The sequence below is a fragment of the Telluria sp. ZB4P36 genome, assembly GCF_059685865.1.
Genome location: NZ_JCASIE010000020.1, coordinates 1 through 23,437 on the forward strand (window position 1 = coordinate 1; position 23,437 = coordinate 23,437).

The window sequence follows — 23,437 nt, forward strand, 5'->3', positions numbered from 1 at the left end:
CGACAGCGGCGCCATTCCCGCATCGGCTTTGTTCCGCCAGCGTTGTTCGCCGAATCCTTCAGCGAACAGCCGCAGGCGGCTTAAGACATGCGTGTCCGTTATTGACAGTACACCTCACGGTACATCGGGTGCGACAAGGAATGATCAAAGCCAGAACGGCTCAGGCCAACCAGATTCGAGGGTTGCTCGCCGAATTCGGGTTAGTTGTTCCGATAGGGATCTCGAACTTGTTTTTGAAGGTGCCGACAATGCTCGATGAAACCAAAGACACCGTACCTGGCGTATTCCGGGAACTCATCCACCGGCTATTGGCGCACATGAAGGAACTGACGCGCCAGGTCGACGAACTAGAGATCCAGATTCATCATTGGCACCGCACTAGCGAGGCTTCCCGGAATTTGGAGCAGGTTCCGGGAATCGGTCCAATTTCGGCCAGTGCACTAGTGGCATCGATTGGTGATGCACGCAACTTCAAGAACGGTCGGCAGCTCGCCGCATGGCTAGGATTGGTACCCAAACAGCACTCCAGCGGGGGTAAGACCAAGCTGCAAGGCATCAGTAAGAGAGGTGACAATTACCTACGCACCTTGCTGGTACACGGAGCGCGAGCGGTTGTAAAAAGCGCCGAGCGAAAGCCCGAACGCAATGTTTGGCTTAGCAAATTAATGGGCCGTAGCAACAACAACATCGCGACAGTAGCGCTGGCTAACAAGAACGCGCGGGTCGTCTGGGCCTTGATGGCACATGATCAGTTGGAAAATAGTTCAGTAATGCAGCAGTAAGCAGATTCCACCAGTTGCGAGGACGCTTCAGACGTTGATGGCAAACAGGTTAGACCGTGGTCGACATAGCCCGATGACAGCATCGTACTTCGAGCACGTTTTGGCGACTGGGACGTTGGCCAGCGGAACCAATCAGGGACAGGGTTAACAACCCACACAAGTCCGAATGTACGCTTGCAGACTTACCTACTTGCCCTTAGCGACTGATGTACTTGCAAACCGGGGGCGTCCATGTACGCTGTCACCGTTGCGTGTTGGAGTTCGCACCGATCGCCGCGCGTAGCATGGCTTCAGCCGATGCGATGCGCCGGCCATCGACCGCCCACTGCCAGCCCAGGTAGCTCGACAGATAGCGAGACGCCACGCCTTTGAAGCGCACCAGCCACTGCCTGACGCGGCTGTGATAGGCGTTCACGTTCTGGACATGGATAGCTCCGCGTACCCGTTCGCCTGCACGCAGGTTGACGGCTTCGTGCGAGATGCCGGCGGCGCGCGCAAACGCACGATAAGCGCCATGCCCGTCGCTGACCAGCAGCACCTCCTTGTCGAGGACGGGAAGCAGGTGCTGGTGGAGCTCGGCCGCGGTGACCGCGCCCCGGCCCGTCACGAAATCGACGGTCGCCCCGCTTCGGTCGCGTGCTACCAACACGCACACGTGCTCGCGATTGATGCCGCGCCGGCTGGCCACGCCGCCTCGCTTACGCGGCGGCCTATCCAGCGAGCGTGATCCCTTCTGCGACTCAAGCAGGAACATTTCGTCGGCCTCGGCGATGCCCGCGAGCACCGCGGGGCGGTCGGATTTTGCCAGGTGCAGGAAGCGGTGGCGCCAGCGGAAACAGGTGTTGCGATGCACGCCGAGCGCCTCGGCCGCAGTCCGTACGGACTTTGCATCAAGCATTCCTTCCAGATACGCGAGCCAGCGCGCGCGATGGCGCAGCCTGGCAAGCGGGTTCCCGTGAGGGCGCTGAAGGTACGGCCGCAGGCACAGCAACGGTAGCGCTGCACGCCGCGGTCGAGGCCGTGGCGATGCTTGCGCTGGTTGCCGCAGGCCGGACAGCACAAGGCCGGCCTGGCTCCCTCGATTGCTGCGCAGGCCCGTTCCAGGTCCAGCATCAGGCGCAGGTTCGAGAACAATTGCTCACGCTGGCGCCTGGTGAGCAAGGCCAACTGTCCAAGCCACTTCCTGAAGCGTGCTGCATCCATGTTCGCCTCTGCTGTCGTCGGGATGGAGGTCAGACAGTGGAACAGCTCAACAGTTCAAGGAACTCAACAGGTAACGGTGACAGCGCCTTCTTTTTTTGGAGTGCAATCTGTTCAAGTATGGAAGAGCTGCACTATCCGGGCACCGTGTCGTCCTTATATTGCCTCAATAAGAATATTATATATCTATTAACACAATTATGGAATACATTATTTTCCCGAACTAACGTTTCGCAGAAGAAAAATTTTTCCTGCAAAATAAGTTTAATTTCGTGTTGTGAATGCGCCGAAATTATGTCGAATTGTCACTCAACAGTTCTTCCTTTCGTATTACGCTGCTTTTCGTTGCATCCATTGGTCACCGGCAATTACCGGAATCGGCCATAGGCAAGAATATATTGCCAACGGAAAACATACATTAAGGAAGAAAGATGACGCATATCCATTCGCTGCATCCTGCAATGCTGAAAATGTGCGCTGCAATCTCGTTTGCTTTCGTGGCAGCCATGGCTGGCGCGGCCGAGCGGAACTTTATCGTAGATACAGACCGTGTCATCGTCAAGTACACGGACTCGGCGCCGGCTAGCAAGAAGGCGGCCAAGGCGGCCCTGAAGGCCGACCGCAAGGCCAAGCTGGACCGTGCGGGCCAGGAGTTCGGCATGGTGGTCAGCGAGAGCCATTCGATTGCGACTGGCGCCCATGTGTTCAAGCTCAATGGCAAGAAGCACCTGGAGGAAGTCGAAAAGCTGGCCGCCGAAATGATGGCGCGCGACCCGGACATCGAATACGCCGAGCCGGACCGCATCATGACCTACATGGCGACCGCGAACGACCCATATTACGCCCAGCAATGGCATTACACCGATGCGACCGGCGGCCTGCGCCTGCCGACCGCCTGGGACAAGTCGACCGGCACCGGCGTCGTGGTGGCCGTGATCGACACCGGCTATCGCCCGCACGCCGACCTGAGCGGCCAGTTCCTGCCGGGCTATGACTTCATTAGCAACGCCACCATGGGCAATGACGGCACCGGCCGCGACAGCGATCCGAGCGACCCGGGCGACCAGATCGCAGCAGGCGAATGCTATGCCGGTTCTCCGGCCAAAAATTCCAGCTGGCATGGCACCCACGTGGCCGGCACGGTTGCTGCGAAGACCAACAACGGCCTGGGCGTGGCCGGCGTGGCGTTCAACGCCAGGATGGTCCCGGTGCGCGTGCTCGGCAAGTGCGGCGGCTATACCTCGGACATCGCCGATGCGATCATCTGGTCCTCGGGCGGCGCCGTGAACAGCGTGCCGGCCAACGCGAACCCGGCCAAGGTGCTGAACCTGTCGCTGGGCGGCAGCGGCGCCTGCGACGTCACTACCCAGACCGCGATCAACAGCGCCCGTTCACGCGGTGCGGTCGTGGTCGTGGCGGCGGGTAACGCCAACACGGACGTCAGCAACGCCAGCCCGGCAAACTGCTCGGGCGTCATCGCCGTGGCGGCAACCGGAAAGACAGGTGCACGTGCTTCCTACTCGAACTACGGGACCCTGATCGACGTGGCCGCGCCCGGCGGCGGCGACGGCTACGGTGTGATCTCGACCCTGAATACGGGCTCCTCTGCCCCAGGCTCGGACAGCTACGCCGGCTACCAGGGCACCTCGATGGCGACTCCGCATGTTGCCGGCGTCGCTGCGCTGATGTTTGCTGTCAAGCCGGCCCTGACCCCGGACCAGGTGGAAAGCATGCTGAAGTCGACCGCGCGCGCCTTCCCCGCAAGCTGCTCGGGCTGCGGCACCGGCATCGTGGACGCGACCGCGGCGGTGAACGCGGCGATTGGCGGCAGCATCACCCCGTCCGGCCCGAACATCAACGAGACCGAGTCGAATGACAGCACGGGTACCGCGAACCTGGTCTCGACCAGCGGAACTACCCTTAATGGCGTCCTGGGCAGCTCGACCGATAAGGATTACTTCCGGGTTAACCTGCCGGCAGGTAAGACCCTGAGTGCGGTCATGACGCCAAACTCGACCTCGGACTACGACCTGTACGTTTACAGCGGCTCGGGTATGTTACTTAGTCGCAGCCAGAACGGCGTCGGTGCGGCCGAGAGCGTGAGCTCGGCCAATACCGGTACCACCACGGCGACCCGCTACGTGCGCGTCGTGTACTACGGCGGCTATACCGGTGCCGCAGGCACCTACAACGTGAAGCTGGGCTGGTAAGCTCAGGAGGAAACGGCGCGGCTCCCTGCGCCGCCTTCATCCGGGAACGCGCGGCATGCCGCGCGTTTTCTTTGACGTCTTGCAAGAAAAAACGGATACTGTATGCAATTACAGTAGTCGGCTCCGCCGTCACGTGAACGCCTCCCTTCGTAAAATCATCCACTGCGACTGCGACTGTTTCTACGCATCGGTCGAGATGCGCGACGACCCGTCGCTACGCGGCCGTCCGCTCGCGGTCGGCGGCCGCCCCGACCAGCGCGGCGTGGTCGCCACCTGCAACTACGAGGCGCGCCGCTTCGGCATCCATTCGGCCATGGCCACCGCCCAGGCGATGAAGCTGTGCCCGGGACTGCTGGTGATCCCGCCGGCAATGGAAAAGTACCGCATCGCATCAACCCAGATCATGGACATCTACCGCGACTACACCGAGCTGGTGGAGCCGCTCTCGCTCGACGAAGCCTACCTCGACGTCAGCGATTCGCCCCATTGCAAGGGCAGCGCCACCCTGATCGCCCAGGAAATCCGGCGCCGCATCGTCGAGACGGTCGGCATCACCGCCTCGGCCGGGGTGGCGCCGAACAAGTTCGTGGCCAAGATCGCCAGCGACTGGAACAAGCCGGACGGGCTGTTCCTGGTGCGGCCGGAAGAGGTGGACGCGTTTGTTGCCGCGCTGCCGGTCAAGAAGCTGTATGGCGTCGGCAAGGTGACGGCCGAAAAGATGAGCCGGCTCGGTCTGCAGACCTGCGCCGACATGCGCAGCTGGAGCATCGAACGGCTGACCGAACACTTCGGCAGCTTCGGCTACCGCCTGCACAAGCTCTGCCGCGGCATCGATGATCGCGAAGTCAACACCTCGCGCGAGCGCAAGTCGATCAGCACCGAGGAAACCTACACGCCGGACGTGCCGAACCTGGACGCCTGCCTGAAGCTGCTGCCGGATTTGTATGAGCACCTGCTGGGCCGCATCAAGCGTAACGGTGCTGAAAAATTCATCAACAAGCTCTTCGTGAAGATCAAGTTCTCGGACTTCCAGCAGACCACGGTCGAGTGTGTTGGCTATGCGCCACATATCCCGACCTATGCCCGCCTGATGGAAACCGGCTGGGCCCGCCATAGCCGCCCGGTGCGCTTGCTGGGTGTCGGCGTGCGGCTGGGCGACACCGAGACGGTCGAGCAGCTGCGCCTGTTCGACGACACGCTGCCGGCGGCGATCGTCGAGGCAGTTGGCGACTCGGCAACAGATTAATTTTTTCCCTTTCCTGCCAGCTGCAATTGCCTTCCGGCAGCGTAGAATGTCGTTCCCCAGAATTTTGGAAACAATCGGATAACAGCGTATGTGGTTCAAGAATCTCCAGATTTACCGCCTGCCCGCTCCTTGGGCATTCAACCCTGAACAGATGGAAGAAGCACTGCAGTCGCAGGCTTTCACGCCCGCGAGCAGCAATGAACTGCTGCGCCAGGGCTGGGATTCGCCACGCGGCAACGGCAAGCTGGTGCACGTCGTCAACAAACAGATGCTGATGATGCTGGGCACCGAGAAAAAGCTGCTGCCGAGCTCGGTCATCAACCAGGTCGCCAAGGCCAAGGCCGCCGAACTGGAAGAGCAGCAGGGCTTCCCGCCGGGCAAGAAGGCGATGAAGGAACTGAAGGAACGCGTGGCCGACGAACTGCTGCCGCGTGCCTTCTCGATCCGCAGCAATGTCTGGGTCTGGATCGACCCGGTCAACGGCTGGCTGGTGGTCGATGCCGCCAGCCCCTCGAAGGCGGATGACGTCATCAAGCTGCTGCTCAAGGCGGTCGACCGCATGCCGCTGGAATCGCTGCGCGTGCAGCGCTCGCCGGTGGCCGTGATGACCGGCTGGCTGGAAGCGGACGAAGCGCCCTACGGCTTCACCATCGACCAGGACACCGAACTGCGCGCCACCGGCGAAAGCCGCGCGGCCGTGCGCTACGTGAAGCACACCCTGGAGCCGGACGACATCCGCCGCCACATCGCCGCCGGCAAGCAGTGCACCCGCCTGGCCATGACCTGGACTGACCGCATCAGCTTCGTGCTGACCGAGTCGCTGGCGATCAAGGGCATCAAGCCGCTCGACGTGATCAAGGAAGGCGAAGCCGTTACCTATAGCGACGACGAGCGTTTCGATAACGACATCATGCTGATGACGGGTGAACTGGCCAAGCTGATGGCGGACGTGGTCGAGGCGCTGGGCGGGGAAGCCAAGGCCTGACCGGCTACTTTTCTCCCACCATCTCCTCACTGGTCGACGGCTCATCTTCCTGTTCCGTCCGGCCATTCGAGTAGGTCGGCCCCGCCCGGTTCTGGTGCGGCGCCGGCTTGCCCGGCAGTGGCGGCAAGGCCTTGGCCTGTTCCAGGTCGATCCCGGCCACTTCCGCCACGCGCCGCCCGTAATCCTCGTCGCAATGCCACAGGTGCCACACCATGCGCAGCTGGATCGGCGCCGGGCATTTCTTGAGGTCGCCGCCGACGTTGCCGACCAGGTCGTCCCGTTCCCAGTCTTCGAAGCTCCGGTAGCGCGCGCCGGCCTGGGCGTAGTCGTCCATCGTGCGGGTGGTCTGGTAGCGGCCCAGGTGGCCTTCCACGACCTGGTGGTATTCCTTCTCGGGCTTGGGCGCCTCGCTGTAGCCGCCCATCAGGCTCGGTTCGTAGTTGATGTGCTTGTCCTCGCCGCGGCCGTCCACGTAATAGGTCATCTGGCCGTCGCGCTGGTTGGTGCGCGCCGCCGCGCCTTCCTGCGGCTGGTTGATCGGCAGCTGCAGGTAGTTCGGGCCCACGCGGTAGCGCTGGGTGTCGGAATAGGACAGGGTGCGGCCCTGCAGCATCTTGTCATCCGAGAAGTCGATGCCGTCCACCAGTACGCCGGTGCCGAAGGCCGACTGCTCGGTTTCCGCGAACACGTTGTCCGGGTTCTTGTTGAGCACGATGCGGCCCACCGGCAGCAGCGGGAACCGGTCTTCCGGCCAGCGCTTGGTGTCGTCCAAGGGGTCGAAATCGAGTTCCGGATGCTCGCCGTCGCTCATCATCTGCACGCAGAATTCCCATTCCGGATAGTCGCCGCGCTCGATCGCCCCGTAGAGGTCGCGTGTGGCGTGGCTGGTGTCGTGGGCCTGGATCTCGGCCGCTTGCTTGGCAGTCAGGTTGCGCACGCCCTGCTTCGGCTCGAAGTGGAACTTCACCAGGTGGGCCACGCCCTGGTCGTTGACCAGTTTATAGGTGTTCACGCCCGAGCCTTCCATCTCGCGGTAGGTGGCGGGGATGCCCCACGGGCTCTTGACCCAGGTGACCATGTGCAGGGCTTCCGGATGGCTGCAGATGAAGTCGTAGAAGCGCCACGGCTCCTGCTGGTTGGTGACCGGGTCAGGCTTGAAGGCGTGGATCATGTCCGGGAACTTGATCGCGTCGCGGATGAAGAAGACCTTCAGGTTATTGCCCACCAGGTCCCAGTTGCCGTCGACGGTCTTGAACTTGATCGCGAAACCCCGCGGGTCGCGCGCCGTCTCGGGCGACTCCTTGCCGCCGATCACGGTGGAGAAGCGCACGAAGATCGGCGTCTGTACGCCGAGCTCGTTCAATACGCGGGCGCGCGTGTACTTGCCGGCGGGTTCGCCGCCGATGGTCCCGTAGGGCACGAAGAAACCGTGGGCGCCGGTGCCGCGCGCGTGCACCACGCGCTCCGGAATGCGCTCGCGGTCGAAATGGGTGATCTTTTCGATGAACTGGTAATTCTCGAGCGTGGCCGGACCACGTTCGCCCACCGAGCGCAGCGACTGGTTGTCGCGGACCGGGTGGCCCTGGCGCGTGGTCAGGATGGGACGCTGCTCGTTCATTGCTTTCTCCTCGTGCGGATGCGATCGGAGGAAGCAGTATAGGCAGGCGCGCACAGGCGCAGCGCGCGCCTGCCCCAGAGTATTAGAGCTGCTGGAACACGCCGGCGGCGCGGTTCTTGGTGACGTTATCCCACGGGAACACCTGGCCGTTCATGGCGACGTAGACGCCGGCCGGCAGGGTCTGGGCGACGCCGCAGGCGAAGCCGAGATTGAACAGGGCGTCGGAATTCGCGATCTCGTAGGGGATCATGGCGCCGGTCAGCACGATGGTCTGGCCCAGGCTCGCCGCACCGAGCACGGCCGCGGTTTCGCGCATGGTGTCGGTGCCGTGGATGATGACGATGGCTTTCTCTTTTGCCGCCTGACAGGAAGCCAGTACGCGCTGGCGGTCGGGGTCATGCATGTCGAGCGAGTCGAGCAGCGGCAGCACCTCCAGCTCGACGGGAACGGTCATGCGCGAGCGCGCGATCACCGCCGGCAGATGGCTGTCGGCAAAGCCGAGGATGCCGTTCAGTTCGTTATAGTGTTTGTCGAAAGTGCCACCGGTGGCGATGATTCGCAAAGTCATGTTGATTTGTCCACGTGCAGAAAAAAGGTGGCTAATGATAGCCGTAAATGGGTATGTATCCGTGTGTGACTGCGCTAGAATCGTCCGGATCGGATGAGTACACTCTTTCCTTTCTTCTTCCTTTTTCTCATTTGTTCCCATGAAAGCCGTCGCACCGGGCACCGTCATCTTCCACCGCCATCGAGGCTATGGCGTGATCACCCACGTCAACCTGCTGACCGGCTGGATCTCGGCGCGTTTCGGCAGCGAGCAGCGCACGCTCGACCTGAACCTGTCGAGCGACGAGGTGCAGCACGCGGATGGCGAACCGATCCTGTTCCGCCGCACGCCGCCGGACCGCATGCCACACGCGCGCCTGATGGAGGTGGTGCGCGCACTGCACAAGGCGGGCTACCAGAAACTCTACCTGTACTCCTGGCCCAAGCCTTCAGGACTGCACTGGCGCTGGCATCTGTTCACCGGCCCGCGCAACTGGATGCAGCGCACCTGGCGCGAAGGCTGGTATGGCTCGGGCGCGGACTACAACAACAATCCGGTCATGGGCTGGGGCGATACGCCGGGTGCGAGCACGGACGAGCTGATCCATGCGCTGGCGAAGTTCGATCCCCAGGGGCTGGCGCAGGCGCTGGGCCGCGACGAAGACCACACGGCCTGGTTCGACCAGGTGTGCGAACTGTTGCTGCCGGGCTACATGTACAGCCTCAATATGGAGCGCCCGGCGGGTGGCGGGCTGGTCGAGGCGCCGCCGGTGCCGGTGGTGCCGGTGCGCGCAGGGCTCCAGCCTTACGCGGGCCCGGCGATCGGCTGGCCGCCGGGCTGGGCCGGCCTGTGGACCGGCACCCACGTGATGCCGGTGCGGCGGCCCAGTTTCACCGGCACACCGGAACTGAAGCAGGAGAGCTAGCGTTTTCCCAGCGCTTCCGGATTCAGGATATTGTCCGGTTGCCCCGCCGCGAAGCGCAGCACGTTCTCGAAGGCCGTCTGGAAATAGATTTCATAGCTGTCCTGCTCCACATACCCCAGGTGCGGCGTCGCCAGCACCGTCGGGATGCGCAGCAAGGGCGAATCCGCACGCAAGGGTTCACTAGTAAACACGTCCAGCGCCGCATAGCCCGGCCGCCCCGCGCGCAGGGCCTGCTCCAGCGCGCCTTCGTCGACCAGCTCGGCCCGGCTCGTGTTGACGAACAGGGCATCCGGCTTCATGCGCGCGAAATCCTCGGCCTTCACGATGCCGCGCGTCGCCTCCGAAAGGCGCAGGTGCAGGCTCAAGACGTCCGCCTGCACGAACAGCGCATCGCGCGATACCGCCGCCTCGAAGCCGTCGGCCACGGCTGCCTGCCGGCTGCCCTCGCTCCCCCAGACCAGCACGCGCATGCCGAAGGCGCGCGCATACCCGGCCACCAGTTGGCCGATCTTGCCGTAGCCCCAGATCGCCAAGGTACGCCCACGCAGCGAGCGCCCCAGGCCATTCAGCACCGGGTTGGTCGAGGCCGTCTGCCACAGGCCGTCCTTCAGGTTATTCGCATACGGCACGATCTTGCGGCTGGCCGCCATGATCAGGGCCCAGGTGAGTTCGGACGGCGCCACCGGTGAGCCGATGCCTTCGGCGATCGCGATGCCGTGTTCGGTTGCCGCCGCGACGTCGATGTGCCCGCTGACCTTGCCGGTCTGCGAGATCAGCTTCAGATTCGGCAGGCGTGCCAGCAAGGCGGCCGGGAAGGCGGTGCGCTCGCGGATCAGCACCAGTGCGTCGTAAGGGGCCAGCCGGATCGCCAGCTGACCGAGGCCGCGCGCCGCATGACTGAAGACCTTGACCTCGTGCCCGTCCAGCAGGCGGAAGCAGGAAAGGCCGCGTACCGCGTCCTGGTAATCGTCCAAAACAGCTATTCGCATGAGAGTTTCTTTCAATAAACGTTTGTCGCGTAGCGAAATAACAGGTTCGAAAAAGCCGCCGAATAGCCTACTACATTACTCGGGCATTTCTGCTACTTTTTTGTAGTAGCTGAGCGTAAATCGGGGTTTTCCGGGTGTACAATCGGCCAATTCTTGAGGGTTTGACACGCTCGTATCGAACCCGGCAGCACCGTTCCCGGTCTCCTCTTCAGAGACCGTCGACACGACCGCCGTAAACGCCGCGCTCCGCTGGAGCGACATGCCATTCTAAGGCAACGGCCAGACGACGATCCTGCCGTGCCTGGGACAGACAGCATTCTTAATTGGCATTGGAGGTATCTATGAACCAGCCCGTGATGGGCGGCGTCGCCGCTTTGAACGTTCCCGCTCACGTCAAACACCAGCAGCTCATCAATTGGGTCGCGGACATCGCCGCCCTGACGAAGCCTGACAGCATCTACTGGTGCGACGGCTCCGAGGAAGAGTACGACCGCCTGTGCGCACAGATGGTCGAAGCCGGCACCATGAAAAAGCTGAATCCGGCAAAGCGCCCGAATTCCTACCTGGCCTGGTCCGACCCGTCGGACGTCGCCCGCGTCGAAGACCGCACCTACATCTGCTCGGCCACCAAAGAGCAGGCCGGCCCGACCAACAACTGGATGGACCCGGCCGAGATGCGCCGCACCCTGAACGGCCTGTTCGACGGCTGCATGGCCGGCCGCACCCTGTACGTGGTGCCGTTCTCGATGGGCCCGCTGGGTTCGCCGATCGCCCACATCGGCGTGGAACTGTCCGACTCGCCTTATGTCGCCGTCAACATGCGCATCATGACGCGCATGGGCAAGGCCGTGTTCGACGTGCTCGGTACCGACGGCGAGTTCGTGCCCTGCGTGCACACCGTCGGCATGCCGCTGGCCGCCGGCCAACAAGACGTGCCGTGGCCGTGCAACAGCACCAAGTACATCGTCCACTACCCGGAAACCCGCGAGATCTGGTCCTTCGGTTCGGGCTACGGCGGCAACGCGCTGCTGGGCAAGAAATGCTTCGCACTGCGTATCGCCTCGAACATGGGCTACCAGGAAGCCCAGCAGGGCGGCACCGGCTGGCTGGCCGAGCACATGCTGATCCTGGGCGTCGAATCGCCCAAGGGGGAGAAGAAATACGTGGCCGCCGCCTTCCCTTCGGCCTGCGGCAAGACCAACTTCGCGATGCTGATCCCGCCGAAGGCCTTCGACGGCTGGAAGGTGACCACCATCGGCGACGACATCGCCTGGATCAAGCCGGGCCAGGACGGCAAGCTGTACGCCATCAACCCGGAAGCCGGCTACTTCGGCGTGGCCCCGGGCACCAATGACAAGACCAATCCGAACTGCATGGCCTCGCTGCGCGAGAACGTCATCTTCACCAACGTGGCGCTGACCGACGACGGCGACGTGTGGTGGGAAGGCATGAGCAAGCAGGCGCCGGATCACCTGACCGACTGGCAGGGCAAGGACTGGACCCCGGCATCGGGGACCAAGGCCGCCCACCCGAACGCGCGCTTCACCGTCGCCGCCACCCAGAACCCGGTCATCGACGCGGCCTGGGACGATCCGGCCGGCGTGCCGATCACGGCCTTCATCTTCGGTGGCCGCCGCTCGACCACCGTGCCGCTGGTCACTGAAGCCAACAACTGGGTGGAAGGCGTGTACATGGCCGCCACCATGGGCTCGGAAACCACCGCCGCCGCCGCCGGCCAGATGGGCATCGTGCGCCGCGACCCGTTCGCGATGCTGCCCTTCATCGGCTACAACATGAGCGACTACTTCCAGCACTGGCTGGACCTGGGCAAGAAAGTCGAAGCCAAGGGCAGCGCACCGAAGATCTTCTGCGTCAACTGGTTCCGCACCGGCGAAGACGGCGGCTTCGTGTGGCCGGGCTACGGCGACAATATGCGCGTGCTGAAGTGGATCCTCGACCGCGCCGAAGGCGGCGCCCAGGGCGGCCAGCAGCACCTGTTCGGCACCTCGCCGAACTACGGCGACCTGAACTGGGACGGCATCGACTTCACCGAGCAGCAGTTCACCCAGATTACCTCGATCGACAAGGCCGCCTGGAACGAAGAGCTGAAGCTGCACAGCGAGCTGTTCGAGAAGCTGGCTTACCACCTGCCGCAGGAGCTGGTGGATACCAAGGCCAAGCTGGAGAAGCAACTGGCGGTTTGAGTCGATATCGCGCATGGCGGACGGCATTCTGTCGTTCGTTGTGCGAGCCGCAGGGTTGAACAAAAAGGATTCATGTGAATGAATCCTTTTTGCATTTTTATCTGCGTAAGAAGGTCACTGTTCATTGCAACGCGATAATAACGCTTAAAGTTGGTAAATATTTTATTGTCGAGCAAACTTACATTAGTAAATACTAATACTGCATCGGGAGAAAATTTCTCTTTCTAATCATGATATTAGTGCGCTGGCACACTTGATGCTATGACTACTTTCGGTATCTGTTGTATGTAAATCAACTAACGAAAGAGAGAGAAAATGAAAATATATAAAGCACTGTTAGCCACCGTTTTTTTTGCAGCTGCAAACGCTGCTTACGCCGGGCCCTTGGTAAATGGCGGCTTCGAGGATGGAAGCGCCAACGGATGGACGACTGGGGGCGGCTATCGCAGTGGCGTCAGTAATTCCGCACTCTCGCCGGCGGACTTCCTTCCGGGCGGAGCCAGATACGCGGCGTCGAACCGGTCGTCGATCATCACTGCCGGCACTGTCGACCCGCTGGTCGGTTCCGCGCTGGGCTCGACTGTCTATTCAGGAAATTATTCCTACCGCGGCGAAGACACAGCGTCTGGTGGCTACGCGTCCGTGCTCAGCCAGAAAGTGCAGAATTACACGGATGCGAACATCTTCTTTGCCTGGAAAGCCGTGCTTGAAAATGGTGGCCACAGCAACGATAGCTCGGCAATCATGGTGATCACGCTCACTGACGATACAACCGGTACGCTGCTCATCAACCGTGTCTACAATGCCGGCGCGGGTGGTGGTGGTGTGGACAACCGGTTTACGGCGGTTGGTGATCTTTTCTACACTCCCCAATGGCAGATTGAACAGCTGGCGATCGACATTGGGCTACAAGGACATGACTTTACGATCTCATTGATGGTCGCAGATTGCCAGCCTACCGGGCATGTCGGCTACGCCTACATCGACGGTTTCGGCCAGTATGTTCCGCCAGCCGACGTGCCCGAGCCGGCCACTGCGGGACTCATGATGTTGGGCGTCGCTGGCTTCCTGGCATCGCGCCGCCGCAAGCAGCAATCGAAGTCGACCGCCGTAGCGGAACACACGGGTCATGCTTGAGATGTGCCGATCAGTGCATATGAGGCGCTGAAAACATCAGGGCAGTAGCTTTATGGTACTGCCCTGATTTGTTCGATACCGCTTTCTTCAGACCTTGCATACAAGCTTTTTTCCCGATTCAAAGTAGCGCTCCCTGGACCGCGTGCGGACTAGGCTTCTGGGTTTCCACTGCCATGCAAAAAAGGAGAGACCCTGAATGCGCCATGAGGCAGCTGCTTGCGGCTTTGCTTGCCGTACTGCTGGCAGGAAGCCCCGCCGCCCAGGTGGGGCCGGCGCAGCAGGCGGCGACCCCGGGCACCGAGCGCAATAGGGAAGAGATGCGGGATGCGACCACGCACATCAACAAGGCCATCGAAGTCGTCGGCCAGATGCAGGCGACACCGGACATGCGCGCGCAACTGCAGCGTGCGCGCGGCGTGAAAGTCGGCAACAGCTGGGGCAACCCGGCCTTCTATAACTTCGGCGGCGTCAGCGCCGGCTTGCAGGCCGGCGTGGAGGCCGGCGCCATCGCTTTCTTCCTCAACGACCAGACGGCGATGAACAGCTTCATGCAGAACAATAAATTCGCCCTGAATGCCGACGCCGGCCTGACCTTGGTGAACTGGTCGAAGCAGGGCGTGGGATCGGCCGGCTGGGGCAACATCACCGTGTGGTCCGATACCGAAGGCCTGTTCGGCGGCGCGGCGGTCAGCGTGGCCGATGTCGATTACGACGAAGACGAAACCGCGGCCTATTACGGGCGCCAGGTGGCGGCACGCGATGTCCTGAGCGGGAAGATCCGCAATCCGCAGGCCGATGCCTTGCGCCAGGCCCTGGCCAATATCACCAGCGGCAAGGGCGCGGCCAGCATGGGCAGCAGCGCGGCCGGCACCATGGGCTCGGGCACCAAGGCCAGGAACGACAAGCGCAGCCGCGACCGCTAGCTGAAGCCGACCCCGCGCGCCATCGCGGCCGCAAGAATGGGAATCAGCGCGAATACGTGGATCTCGGCGAGCATGATGCGGCGCAGCTTGCCGACGTCCTCCTGCTGCGGCACGAAGGCCGCGTCGGCCTTGAGCGCTTTTTGCCAGGCCGCGATGCGCATGGTCGGCCGGACCGAGAGCAGTCCCACGGCGCCGAAGGCGGCGATCTTGGCCCAGAACATGGGATTCTGCAGGTAGAAGTCGGCGCCCTTGGCGCCGTGCCAGACGCGGACGGCGCCGACGGCCAGGATGGCCAGCGACAGCATGCCGTAGGCGGCATCGAAGCGACCCAGCAGCCTGACCGTGCCGGGCGACATGGCGGCGGGCCGCATCAGGGCCAGTTCGGCAGCCAGCACGGCCGCGAGGCCGAACACGATCAGGTGGTGGAGGCTGGCAAGCACGAGGTCGCTCATGATGCGGAAACTGGGCTGTGGAAGTGCGCCCAATGTATCACGGCTGCGACCGGCAAAAAAAGAAGAGGCCGAAGCCTCTTCCCTTTGTTACCGTTCCGGCATCACTGCTTCAGCAGCGGTTTCAGATACTTGCCGGTGACGCTGGCCTTGTTCTTCGCCACGTCTTCCGGCGTACCGCTGGCGACGATCATGCCGCCGCCCGCGCCGCCTTCGGGGCCCAGATCGACGATCCAGTCGGCCGTCTTGATCACGTCGAGGTTGTGCTCGATGATCGCCAGCGTATTGCCCTGGTCGCGCAGGCGGTGGATGACTTTCAGCAGCAGGTCGATGTCGGCGAAGTGCAGGCCGGTGGTCGGCTCATCCAGGATGTACAGGGTACGTCCCGTATCGCGCTTGGACAGTTCCAGCGACAGCTTGACGCGCTGCGCCTCGCCGCCCGACAGCGTGGTCGCGCTCTGGCCCAGCTTGATGTAGCCGAGGCCCACGTCCAGCAGGGTCTGCAGCTTGCGCGCGATGACCGGCACCGGCTTGAAGAACTCGTGCGCGTCCTCGACCGTCATCTCCAGCACTTCGGTGATGTTCTTGCCCTTGTACTGCACCTCGAGCGTTTCACGGTTGTAGCGCTTGCCGTGGCAGACGTCGCAGGGCACGTACACGTCCGGCAGGAAGTGCATCTCGACCTTGATCACGCCGTCGCCCTGGCAGGCTTCGCAGCGGCCGCCCTTCACGTTGAACGAGAAGCGGCCCGCCGAGTAGCCGCGTTCCTTCGCGGTCGGCACCGTGGCGAACAGGTCGCGGATCGGCGTGAACAGGCCGGTGTAGGTCGCCGGGTTCGACCGCGGGGTGCGGCCGATCGGGGCCTGGTCGACCGAGATCACCTTGTCGAAGTGTTCCAGGCCGTGGATCGAATCGTGCTCCGCAGGCTCGGTCTGCGAACCATACAGGTGGCGCGACAGGGCCGGGTACAGGGTGTCGTTGATCAGGGTCGACTTGCCCGAGCCCGAGACCCCGGCGATGCAGGTCATCAGGCCCACCGGCAGCGTCAGCGACACGTTCTTCAGGTTATTGCCCCTGGCGCCGGTGATCACCAGCTGGCGCGCCGGGTCGGCCTTGGTGCGCTTCTTCGGCACGGCGATCTTGCGGCGGCCGTCCAGGTACTGCGCGGTCACCGAGTGCTCGTTCTTCATGATCTGCTCGAGCGTGCCTTCGGCGATGATCTGGCCGCCGTGCACGCCCGCGCCCGGACCCATGTCGACGATGTAGTCGGCGGTACGGATCGCGTCCTCGTCGTGTTCCACCACCAGCACGCTGTTGCCGATGTCGCGCAGGTGCTTCAGGGTCGCGATCAGGCGATCGTTGTCGCGCTGGTGCAGGCCGATCGAGGGCTCGTCCAGCACGTACATCACGCCGGTCAGACCGGAGCCGATCTGCGAGGCCAGGCGGATGCGCTGGGCTTCGCCGCCGGACAGGGTGTCGGCACTGCGGTCGAGCGACAGGTAATCGAGGCCGACGTTGTTCAGGAACTTCAGGCGCGCCGTGATTTCCTTGATGACGCGCTCGGCGATGTCTTTCTTGGCGCCGGTCAGTTCCAGCGTCTCGAAGAAGTCCAGCGTATCGCGCAGCGGCTTGTCGGACACTTCATAGATGGCGCGCTGCTGCGCGCCCTGGCCAATTTTGACGTAGCGTGCTTCGGTGCGCAGGCGCGCGCCCTCGCAGGCCGGGCACTTCTTCTCGTTGATGAACTTGGCCAGCTCTTCCTTGACCGCCATCGAGTCGGTCTCGCGGTAGCGCCGCTGCAGGTTGTTGACCACGCCTTCGAAAGTATGCTCGCGGATCACGGTGCGGCCACGCTCGTTGACGTAGCTGAACGGGATCGAGGTCTTGCCCGAGCCGAACAGCACGGCTTCCTGCGCCGTCTTCGGCAGGGTCTCGAAGGGCTTGTCGAGGTCGAAGTCATAGTAGGCCGCCAGGCTCTGCAGCATCTGGTAGTAGAACTGGTTGCGGCGGTCCCAGCCCTTCACGGCGCCGGAGGCCAGCGACAGGTGCGGGAAGGCGACGATGCGCTTCGGATCGAAGAACTCGATGTGGCCGAGGCCGTCGCACTCCTGGCAGGCGCCCATTGGGTTGTTGAAGGAGAACAGGCGCGGCTCGAGCTCCTGCAGCGAATAGCCGCAGACGTTACAGGCGAACTTGTTCGAGAACACCGTTTCCTTCTCGGTGTCCATCTCGTAGGCCACGGCGCGGCCATCGGCGAGGCGCAGCGCGGTCTCGAAGCTTTCGGCCAGGCGCTGCTTGATCTCGGGATTGACCTTGACGCGGTCGATCACGACATCGATGGTGTGCTTTTCGGTCTTCTTGAGCTTGGGCAGCTCGTCGATCTCGACAATCTTGGCCGCGTTGACGCCGCTGGCGACGCGGAAGCGTACGAAGCCCTGGGCCTGCATGGCCTGGAACAGGTCGCCGTGTTCGCCCTTGCGGTTGGCCACGACCGGCGCCAGGATCATCAGCTTGGTGCCTTCCGGCATGGCCAGCACGCTGTCGACCATCTGCGACACGGTCTGGGCCGCGAGCGGCTCCTGCGGGTGGTCCGGGCAGTAGGGAGTGCCGACGCGCGCGTACAGCAGGCGCAGGTAGTCGTGGATCTCGGTGACGGTGCCGACGGTCGAACGCGGGTTGTGCGAGGTGGCTTTCTGCTCGATCGAGATCGCCGGCGACAGGCCTTCGATCAGGTCGACGTCCGGTTTTTCCATCAGCTGCAGGAACTGGCGCGCGTAGGCCGACAGCGACTCGACGTAGCGGCGCTGGCCCTCGGCGTACAGGGTGTCGAAGGCGAGCGAGGACTTGCCCGAACCCGAGAGGCCGGTGATGACGATCAGCTTGTTACGCGGAAGGTCGAGGTTGATGTTCTTGAGGTTGTGCGTGCGCGCGCCGCGGATTCGAATTTCTTCCATTAGTTTTTTTTGCAGGCTTTCAGTAAGTTTGCAGGGCCGGCGCACGATACATGGTCGCGGTGAGCGGGCCAATCAGGGAGAACCTCGTAGTGTAGCTGGTTTTTGGAAGTGCTGTACATGCATCCAGCACTTTTGTGCCGTCAAGACACATCGTACTGGACACCCCAACAGTGGTATCTGATGCGTTCTCACGCCAGTTCAATAGTTCGCTCGTCAACATTCCAGGTTTTTTAGCAGGTCACGGCGCGCGACTTCATAGTAGAGTGTTGTTACTTGGCAAACATGCGCTTTGCTGGCAATGCAGAAGGGCAGTAAACGATGGAAATTACTACCGAAGACGATTTTTCCGGGGTCCAGGAAGACCATCCGTTTGTCAAACAATTCATGGTGATTGGCTACGCAAGCGGCGGGACCAGTCTCATCCCCCATCATTTCTTCCGCAACTGGCTGGACGAAGAAGCAATGCATGGCCGTTTCCATATTGGCCGCTGCTCGGCCCTCGGTGTGGGCTCGCTGGCCAAATATGATGCCGGGCATCAGGGATTGGTGATAGGCCGCTTCGTGGCAGGCGGCTTGCGCCTTCGCTTCCTGCTCAACGGCCAGCATGAGATGAGAACGATCTCGACCTATATGTTCTCCATCCTGGACATGGGCATGGACACCGCGCCACCGCCGCAGTATGGCGATTCCGTCGTCAAGAACGATGTCTGGATCGGCGACGAAGTCATGATGCTGGGCGGCGGGGTCATTGAAAACGGTTGCGTCATTGGCGCCCGCTCCGTTCTCCCTCCGAACTTCCGCTCCGAACCCTACGGCATCTATGCCGGTTCGCCGGCCAGGTTGATCCGGTTCCGCTTTTCGGAAGCCGTTCGCGCGGCCCTGCGCGATCTGGCGTGGTGGGAGATGCCCCTGGCCTGGATCCGTGACCACAACGCCATGTTCCTGGAAGACATGACTGCTGACGACGACCGGGTTCTCCCCATCATTGCCGGCCTGAAGGCCAGCCGCGCGGCCTACGAAGCGCAGCACGGCAAGCAAAGCTGAGCGGCGCCGGAGCGGTATTTTTGACATGGGTCATGACGCTGCAGTGCTGCGAAAAAGCCCTTTCGGTTCCTGCTCATCGGCCCCATAATAGTCAGTTGCAGCACACGTTCCCTGGCGCTTAGTCACGTGCAGAGTCAGGGCTCTACAAAACTCACTGGAGTATCAACATGGCATCAGTTAACAAGGTCATCATCGTCGGCAACCTGGGCCGCGATCCGGAAATCCGCTACATGCCGAGCGGCGATGCAATCGCGAACATCGCGGTCGCCACCTCGTACAAGTCGAAAGACCGCCAGACCGGCGAACAGAAAGAGCTGACCGAGTGGCACCGCATCTCGTTCTTCGGCCGCCTGGCCGAGATCGTGGGCCAGTACCTCAAGAAGGGCTCGTCGGTCTACGTCGAAGGCCGCCTGCAGACCCGCAAGTACACCGACAAGGACGGCATCGAGCGCTACGCGACCGACATCATCGCCGAGAACATGCAGATGCTGGGCGGCCGCCAGGGCATGGGCGGCGACGCCGGCATGGGTGGCATGGATGACGGCGGCGGCTACGAGCCGCAACAGCGCCCGGCCCCGCGCCAGGCCCCGCCGGCACCGGCAGCCCGTCCGCAGCCGAAACCGGCGCCGAACTTCTCGGACATGGACGACGACATTCCGTTCTGATCGAGCGGCGTTTCAGTACAGCCAGAAAAACGGATGGGCCGCGAGGCCCATCCGTTTTTTTATTGCGCGGCGCTCCGGCTCAGGCGGCGAAGCCGCCATCGATCAGCAGGTCGGCCCCGGTCACGAAGGCCGCTTCCGGACTCGCCAGGTAGGCCACCATGCCCGCGATCTCGTCGGCATGCCCGTGGCGCGGCACGGCCATCAAGCCATGCAGGAAGCTGGCGAACTCGCCTTCGGCGGGATTCATGTCGGTATCGACCGGGCCGGGCTGGACATTGTTGACCGTGATGTTGCGTGGGCCCAGGTCGCGCGCCAGTCCCTTGGCCAGCCCGGTCAGGGCCGACTTGCTCATCGCGTACATTCCAGAACGGGGTCACAGAACGGGGTCAGGTCTGACATTCGAACGGGGTCAGGTCTGACATTCGGACACGAACTCAACCATAAGCCAAGTCCCGCGTAGACGGCTGCGCAAGCTCAGCGCGTACGGCACGATGGTCCAGTACCGTAACTCCAGAACGGGGTCAGGTCTGACATTCGGACACGAACTCAACCATAAGCCAAGTCCCGCGTAGACGGCTGCGCAAGCTCAGCGCGTACGGCACGATGGTCCAGTACCGTAACCGCCATGACTCGACCGCTTCGACTCGAATTTCCTGGCGCACTCTACCATGTCACATCACGAGGCAACCGACGCAACGATATCTATCGCGACGATGATGATCGGTGTGCTTGGCTAGATGTGCTTGCGCTTGTTTGCGAACGGCACCACTGCGTCATCCACAGCTTTGCCAAATGACCAATCACTATCATTTACTGATTGAAACGGTGGAGGCGAATCTGCCGCAAGCGATGCGTCAGCTCAATGGGTTATATACCCAGCATTTCAATCGGCGACACCGCCTCGTCGGGCACCTTTTCCAGGGACGTTACAAAGCCATCTTGGTGCAGAAAGAAAGCTATCTTCTGGAGCTATCCCGTTACATCGTCTTGAATCCTTTACGGGCAAAGATGGTATTGTCTCTGGATGAATGGATGTGGAGCAGTCATTATTATTTCCTACGTGAAAATTGCCCGCTTGCCTGGCTCGAGCGCGATTGGTTGTTGAGCCGTTTCGGCACTTCTTATCGTGCAGTTGTCTCAGCTTATCGAGCTTTTATCATTGATGGGATCGATCGGGCCAGTCCGCTTACGGCTACCCGCCACCAGATACTTCTCGGCGATGACGCTTTTGTATCACAACTTCAGCAGTTGGAACGCTCTTAAAAAATTTTAGAAACGGTGAGGGCCGAGCGACGTGCCGTTGCGCTTTCCCTGACGGACTATCAAATTCTATTTTCCGACAGAGACGAAGCCATGGCACGCGCTTACTTATCGACCGCGTTCACTATGACGCGGATCTCATCCGCATTCGGTGTGTCGACCAAGACCGTCAGCCGGGCGGTGGCTGCTTTCGAGAAGGTGAAGCGGTGTGAGTAAGGTCGAGGCCGTGTCCGAATGTCAGACCTGACCCCGTCCCGCGCGTGAGTAAGGTCGAGGCCGTGTCCGAATGTCAGACCTGACCCCGCCCCGGAGGCCGTGTCCGAATGTCAGACCTGACCCCGCCCCGCGGACCTGACCCCGTCCCGCGCGAAGCCATGGCACGCGCTTACTTATCGACCGCGTTCACTATGACGCGGATCTCATCCGCATTCGGTGTGTCGACCAAGACCGTCAGCCGGGCGGTGGCTGCTTTCGAGAAGGTGAAGCGGTGTGAGTAAGGTCGAGGCCGTGTCCGAATGTTAGACCTGACCCCGTCCCGGTGTCCGAATGTCAGACCTGACCCCGTCCCGCGGACCGACCCCGTCCCGCGGACCCCGTCCCGCGTCCCGCGCGTCCCGCGCACATAGCTTACCGATCGGTATGTTTCATTGTCCGATCAGCGTGCATCGGGCAAAAAATTACCGATCTAACAGTTTTTGTTCTGATTGAGCTTTATAGGACTATAATCTTACCGATCGCGCATATCAGAAGCCACCATGGAAAAGACAGCTGTTTCTCCAAGCGCTTGGAACGAAAAGGCCATCACTTCCGTACACGAACTCGGGATCGCCGTCCGTGAAGTGCGGAAGGGCCAAGGCATGACCCAGCAGGATGTATCGGGACTGGCCGGGTTCGGCAACCGCTTCATCATCGACCTTGAACATGGCAAGGAAACTGTCCAGATGCAAAAGGTGATCGACGTGCTCGGTTTGCTTGGGCTGGAACTGGTCATCCGGAAAGCCTGATCATGGCAAAGCACCAGCCATTACCACCGTCCTTGTCGGTATTCGGGCCGGATGGCCTGATCGGCAGCCTGTATCCGACAGAACCACTGAGCTTCCGCTACAGCTCAAGCTGGCTGGACAAGCCCGATGCGCAAGCCCTGCATCCTGCATTACCCCTGGGCGCCGAAGCGCTCGATTCCGAATTCGTCAACGCATTCTTCGAAAACCTGCTTCCGGAAGGAGACCAGCGCAGGCTCGTCATGATGAGGGAGCAGGTCTCGACCGTATTCGGCCTGTTGTCCTGCATCGGGGGAGAAAGCGCCGGTTCGGTCGTCCTGCTGCCGGAAGGAGAGGAGCCGCAGCGGCCGATCTACCAGCGCTTGAACTGGGAACAGGTGGATGCCCTGGTCCACCGGGGGGCGGGAACGGCCGAACGCAAGGCCATCGACAAGGCTGCGAAAGGCATGCCGGAACCCCGTATGTCGATCTCGGGCGCGCAGCACAAGATCCTGCTGTATATCGACGACGACGGAACGCCATGCCGGCCAATGGGGAGTTCGCCGTCGACCCATATCCTCAAGCCCGATATCGTCCGCTCCGACATCAAGGTCTTCGCATCGGCTGCGAACGAAACCATCATGATGCTCGCCGCACGACGGTGCGGCCTGCCGACGGCGGCAGTGCGCTACCAGCCCGAGACCCGGGCATGCCTGGTGGAGCGCTACGACCGGCAGCCCGGGGAAGACCATGTGCTGCGGCGGCTTTGGCAGGCGGATTTTTGCCAATTACTGGGCAAGCCGTCCGACGTCAAATACGAACACGACGGCGGTCCCGGCTTTCCGGAATGTTTCGCGCTCCTGAAGCAGTCCACCCAGCCCGGTGTTGACCAACGTCACCTGCTACGCTGGCTGTTCTTCAATCTCTATACGGGAAATAACGATTCGCACGCCAAGAACCTGTCCATGATCGCGGCAGGACGCGGCATGCGGCTTGCGCCCTTCTACGACCTGATGTGCACGCGGGCCTACACCGGCCTTGGAACGCACTTCGCCTTGTCGATTGGCGGGGAAACCGATCCAGGAAAGATGAGGCAGGAGCACTTCCTTGCATTGGCTGCCACCCTGGGGATCGGGCCGAAGTACCTCCTGAAACTCGCAAGAGAGATGGCCCTTGCGGTCGACGTCGCGGTCCCGGCTGCTGCGGCCGATGTCATGCCCTGGCTGGACGCCAGCCAGCGTGTACTGGCGGAGCGCATCGTCGACAAGGTGGCCTCCATCACGCGCAGGATGCGGCAGCGGATCGTCGGCGCGTGACCC

Annotated in this window: 18 protein-coding genes and 2 pseudogenes; 13 read left to right on the top strand and 7 right to left on the bottom strand. The window is 62.1% G+C overall.

What is annotated here, in order from left to right:
* Nucleotides 1–782: IS110 family RNA-guided transposase (locus tag AC56LK_RS20765; RefSeq protein ID WP_497186379.1), on the top strand; the 782-nt coding region annotated here is incomplete at its 5' end.
* Nucleotides 783–964: 182 nt separating this feature from the next.
* Here AC56LK_RS20765 and AC56LK_RS20770 read toward each other — a convergent pair.
* A pseudogene (locus AC56LK_RS20770) lies at nt 965–1,985 on the bottom strand (IS1595 family transposase).
* A gap of 428 nt (nt 1,986–2,413) precedes the next feature.
* Between AC56LK_RS20770 and AC56LK_RS20775 the strand changes: the two are divergent.
* The 3 genes from AC56LK_RS20775 (at nt 2,414) to AC56LK_RS20785 (ending at nt 6,423) form a co-directional block, all read left to right on the top strand.
* Nucleotides 2,414–4,192, top strand: coding sequence for a S8 family peptidase (locus AC56LK_RS20775; RefSeq protein WP_497186380.1), 1,779 nt, complete (start codon nt 2,414–2,416; stop codon nt 4,190–4,192).
* 133 nt (nt 4,193–4,325) lie between these two features.
* On the top strand, nt 4,326–5,438 hold the full coding sequence (dinB, locus tag AC56LK_RS20780) for a DNA polymerase IV (protein ID WP_497186381.1): 1,113 nt from the start codon (nt 4,326–4,328) through the stop codon (nt 5,436–5,438).
* A gap of 88 nt (nt 5,439–5,526) precedes the next feature.
* The gene (locus AC56LK_RS20785) at nt 5,527–6,423 is read left to right on the top strand and encodes a recombination-associated protein RdgC (protein WP_497186382.1); all 897 of its coding nucleotides are present in this window, start codon (nt 5,527–5,529) and stop codon (nt 6,421–6,423) included.
* Between the two features lie 4 nt (nt 6,424–6,427).
* Here the strand turns inward: AC56LK_RS20785 and AC56LK_RS20790 are convergent, their stop codons facing one another.
* Nucleotides 6,428–8,041, bottom strand: a complete 1,614-nt coding sequence (locus AC56LK_RS20790; protein ID WP_497186383.1) for a catalase — start codon at nt 8,039–8,041, stop codon at nt 6,428–6,430.
* Nucleotides 8,042–8,123: 82 nt separating this feature from the next.
* Complete coding sequence (locus AC56LK_RS20795; protein ID WP_497186384.1) at nt 8,124–8,609, bottom strand: asparaginase domain-containing protein; 486 nt, start codon at nt 8,607–8,609, stop codon at nt 8,124–8,126.
* A 139-nt stretch (nt 8,610–8,748) separates the two neighbouring features.
* On the opposite strand from AC56LK_RS20795, the gene AC56LK_RS20800 reads away from it, so the two are divergent.
* Nucleotides 8,749–9,513 (top strand): L-asparaginase, encoded by a 765-nt coding sequence (locus tag AC56LK_RS20800; protein ID WP_497186385.1) that lies wholly within the window; start codon nt 8,749–8,751, stop codon nt 9,511–9,513.
* Here the strand turns inward: AC56LK_RS20800 and AC56LK_RS20805 are convergent.
* Nucleotides 9,510–10,502, bottom strand: coding sequence for a D-2-hydroxyacid dehydrogenase family protein (locus AC56LK_RS20805; protein WP_497186386.1), 993 nt, complete (start codon nt 10,500–10,502; stop codon nt 9,510–9,512). The genes AC56LK_RS20800 and AC56LK_RS20805 overlap by 4 nt on opposite strands.
* Before the next feature lie 341 nt (nt 10,503–10,843).
* Here AC56LK_RS20805 and AC56LK_RS20810 point away from each other — a divergent pair, with 341 nt between their 5' ends.
* From AC56LK_RS20810 to AC56LK_RS20820, 3 genes are all read left to right on the top strand, one after another.
* Nucleotides 10,844–12,706, top strand: a complete 1,863-nt coding sequence (locus tag AC56LK_RS20810) for a phosphoenolpyruvate carboxykinase (GTP) (protein ID WP_497186387.1) — start codon at nt 10,844–10,846, stop codon at nt 12,704–12,706.
* A 315-nt stretch (nt 12,707–13,021) separates the two neighbouring features.
* Entirely contained in the window at nt 13,022–13,843 is an 822-nt protein-coding gene (locus AC56LK_RS20815; RefSeq protein ID WP_497186388.1) for a PEP-CTERM sorting domain-containing protein, read from the top strand.
* Nucleotides 13,844–14,046: 203 nt separating this feature from the next.
* Entirely contained in the window at nt 14,047–14,766 is a 720-nt protein-coding gene (locus AC56LK_RS20820; protein WP_497186389.1) for a lipid-binding SYLF domain-containing protein, read from the top strand.
* Here AC56LK_RS20820 and AC56LK_RS20825 read toward each other — a convergent pair.
* Nucleotides 14,763–15,218 (bottom strand): DUF2214 family protein, encoded by a 456-nt coding sequence (locus AC56LK_RS20825; RefSeq protein WP_497186390.1) that lies wholly within the window; start codon nt 15,216–15,218, stop codon nt 14,763–14,765. The two genes, AC56LK_RS20820 and AC56LK_RS20825, sit on opposite strands and share 4 nt — an antisense overlap.
* A 101-nt stretch (nt 15,219–15,319) precedes the next feature.
* On the bottom strand, nt 15,320–18,169 hold the full coding sequence (gene uvrA / locus AC56LK_RS20830) for an excinuclease ABC subunit UvrA (protein ID WP_497186391.1): 2,850 nt from the start codon (nt 18,167–18,169) through the stop codon (nt 15,320–15,322).
* A 318-nt stretch (nt 18,170–18,487) separates the two neighbouring features.
* On the opposite strand from uvrA, the gene AC56LK_RS20835 reads away from it, so the two are divergent.
* On the top strand, nt 18,488–19,213 hold the full coding sequence (locus AC56LK_RS20835; RefSeq protein ID WP_497186392.1) for an LbetaH domain-containing protein: 726 nt from the start codon (nt 18,488–18,490) through the stop codon (nt 19,211–19,213).
* 167 nt (nt 19,214–19,380) lie between these two features.
* Nucleotides 19,381–19,878 (top strand): single-stranded DNA-binding protein, encoded by a 498-nt coding sequence (gene ssb / locus AC56LK_RS20840; RefSeq protein WP_497186393.1) that lies wholly within the window; start codon nt 19,381–19,383, stop codon nt 19,876–19,878.
* A gap of 79 nt (nt 19,879–19,957) precedes the next feature.
* On the opposite strand, the pseudogene AC56LK_RS20845 reads toward ssb, so the two are convergent.
* Nucleotides 19,958–20,239 (bottom strand): annotated as a pseudogene (locus AC56LK_RS20845) (SDR family oxidoreductase); the annotation flags it as partial.
* 431 nt (nt 20,240–20,670) lie between these two features.
* Between AC56LK_RS20845 and AC56LK_RS20850 the strand changes: the two are divergent.
* From AC56LK_RS20850 to AC56LK_RS20860, 3 genes are all read left to right on the top strand, one after another.
* A complete protein-coding gene (locus tag AC56LK_RS20850; protein ID WP_497186394.1) occupies nt 20,671–21,141 on the top strand; it encodes a transposase in 471 nt (156 codons plus the stop codon).
* Nucleotides 21,142–21,893: 752 nt separating this feature from the next.
* Entirely contained in the window at nt 21,894–22,142 is a 249-nt protein-coding gene (locus AC56LK_RS20855; RefSeq protein ID WP_436103844.1) for a type II toxin-antitoxin system Y4mF family antitoxin, read from the top strand.
* Between the two features lie 2 nt (nt 22,143–22,144).
* Complete coding sequence (locus tag AC56LK_RS20860; protein ID WP_497186395.1) at nt 22,145–23,434, top strand: type II toxin-antitoxin system HipA family toxin; 1,290 nt, start codon at nt 22,145–22,147, stop codon at nt 23,432–23,434.
* Nucleotides 23,435–23,437 lie beyond the last annotated feature (3 nt).

Bases quoted from the DNA above. Each gene is read 5' to 3' on its own strand.
- AC56LK_RS20775 (WP_497186380.1), top strand. From the start codon at position 2,414: ATGACGCATATCCATTCGCTGCATCCTGCAATGCTGAAAATGTGCGCT.
- AC56LK_RS20785 (WP_497186382.1), top strand. From the start codon at position 5,527: ATGTGGTTCAAGAATCTCCAGATTTACCGCCTGCCCGCTCCTTGGGCA.
- AC56LK_RS20790 (WP_497186383.1), bottom strand. From the start codon at position 8,041: ATGAACGAGCAGCGTCCCATCCTGACCACGCGCCAGGGCCACCCGGTC.
- AC56LK_RS20795 (WP_497186384.1), bottom strand. From the start codon at position 8,609: ATGACTTTGCGAATCATCGCCACCGGTGGCACTTTCGACAAACACTAT.
- AC56LK_RS20800 (WP_497186385.1), top strand. From the start codon at position 8,749: ATGAAAGCCGTCGCACCGGGCACCGTCATCTTCCACCGCCATCGAGGC.
- AC56LK_RS20805 (WP_497186386.1), bottom strand. From the start codon at position 10,502: ATGCGAATAGCTGTTTTGGACGATTACCAGGACGCGGTACGCGGCCTT.
- AC56LK_RS20810 (WP_497186387.1), top strand. From the start codon at position 10,844: ATGAACCAGCCCGTGATGGGCGGCGTCGCCGCTTTGAACGTTCCCGCT.
- AC56LK_RS20815 (WP_497186388.1), top strand. From the start codon at position 13,022: ATGAAAATATATAAAGCACTGTTAGCCACCGTTTTTTTTGCAGCTGCA.
- AC56LK_RS20820 (WP_497186389.1), top strand. From the start codon at position 14,047: ATGAGGCAGCTGCTTGCGGCTTTGCTTGCCGTACTGCTGGCAGGAAGC.
- AC56LK_RS20825 (WP_497186390.1), bottom strand. From the start codon at position 15,218: ATGAGCGACCTCGTGCTTGCCAGCCTCCACCACCTGATCGTGTTCGGC.
- uvrA (WP_497186391.1), bottom strand. From the start codon at position 18,169: ATGGAAGAAATTCGAATCCGCGGCGCGCGCACGCACAACCTCAAGAAC.
- AC56LK_RS20835 (WP_497186392.1), top strand. From the start codon at position 18,488: ATGGAAATTACTACCGAAGACGATTTTTCCGGGGTCCAGGAAGACCAT.
- ssb (WP_497186393.1), top strand. From the start codon at position 19,381: ATGGCATCAGTTAACAAGGTCATCATCGTCGGCAACCTGGGCCGCGAT.
- AC56LK_RS20850 (WP_497186394.1), top strand. From the start codon at position 20,671: ATGACCAATCACTATCATTTACTGATTGAAACGGTGGAGGCGAATCTG.
- AC56LK_RS20855 (WP_436103844.1), top strand. From the start codon at position 21,894: ATGGAAAAGACAGCTGTTTCTCCAAGCGCTTGGAACGAAAAGGCCATC.
- AC56LK_RS20860 (WP_497186395.1), top strand. From the start codon at position 22,145: ATGGCAAAGCACCAGCCATTACCACCGTCCTTGTCGGTATTCGGGCCG.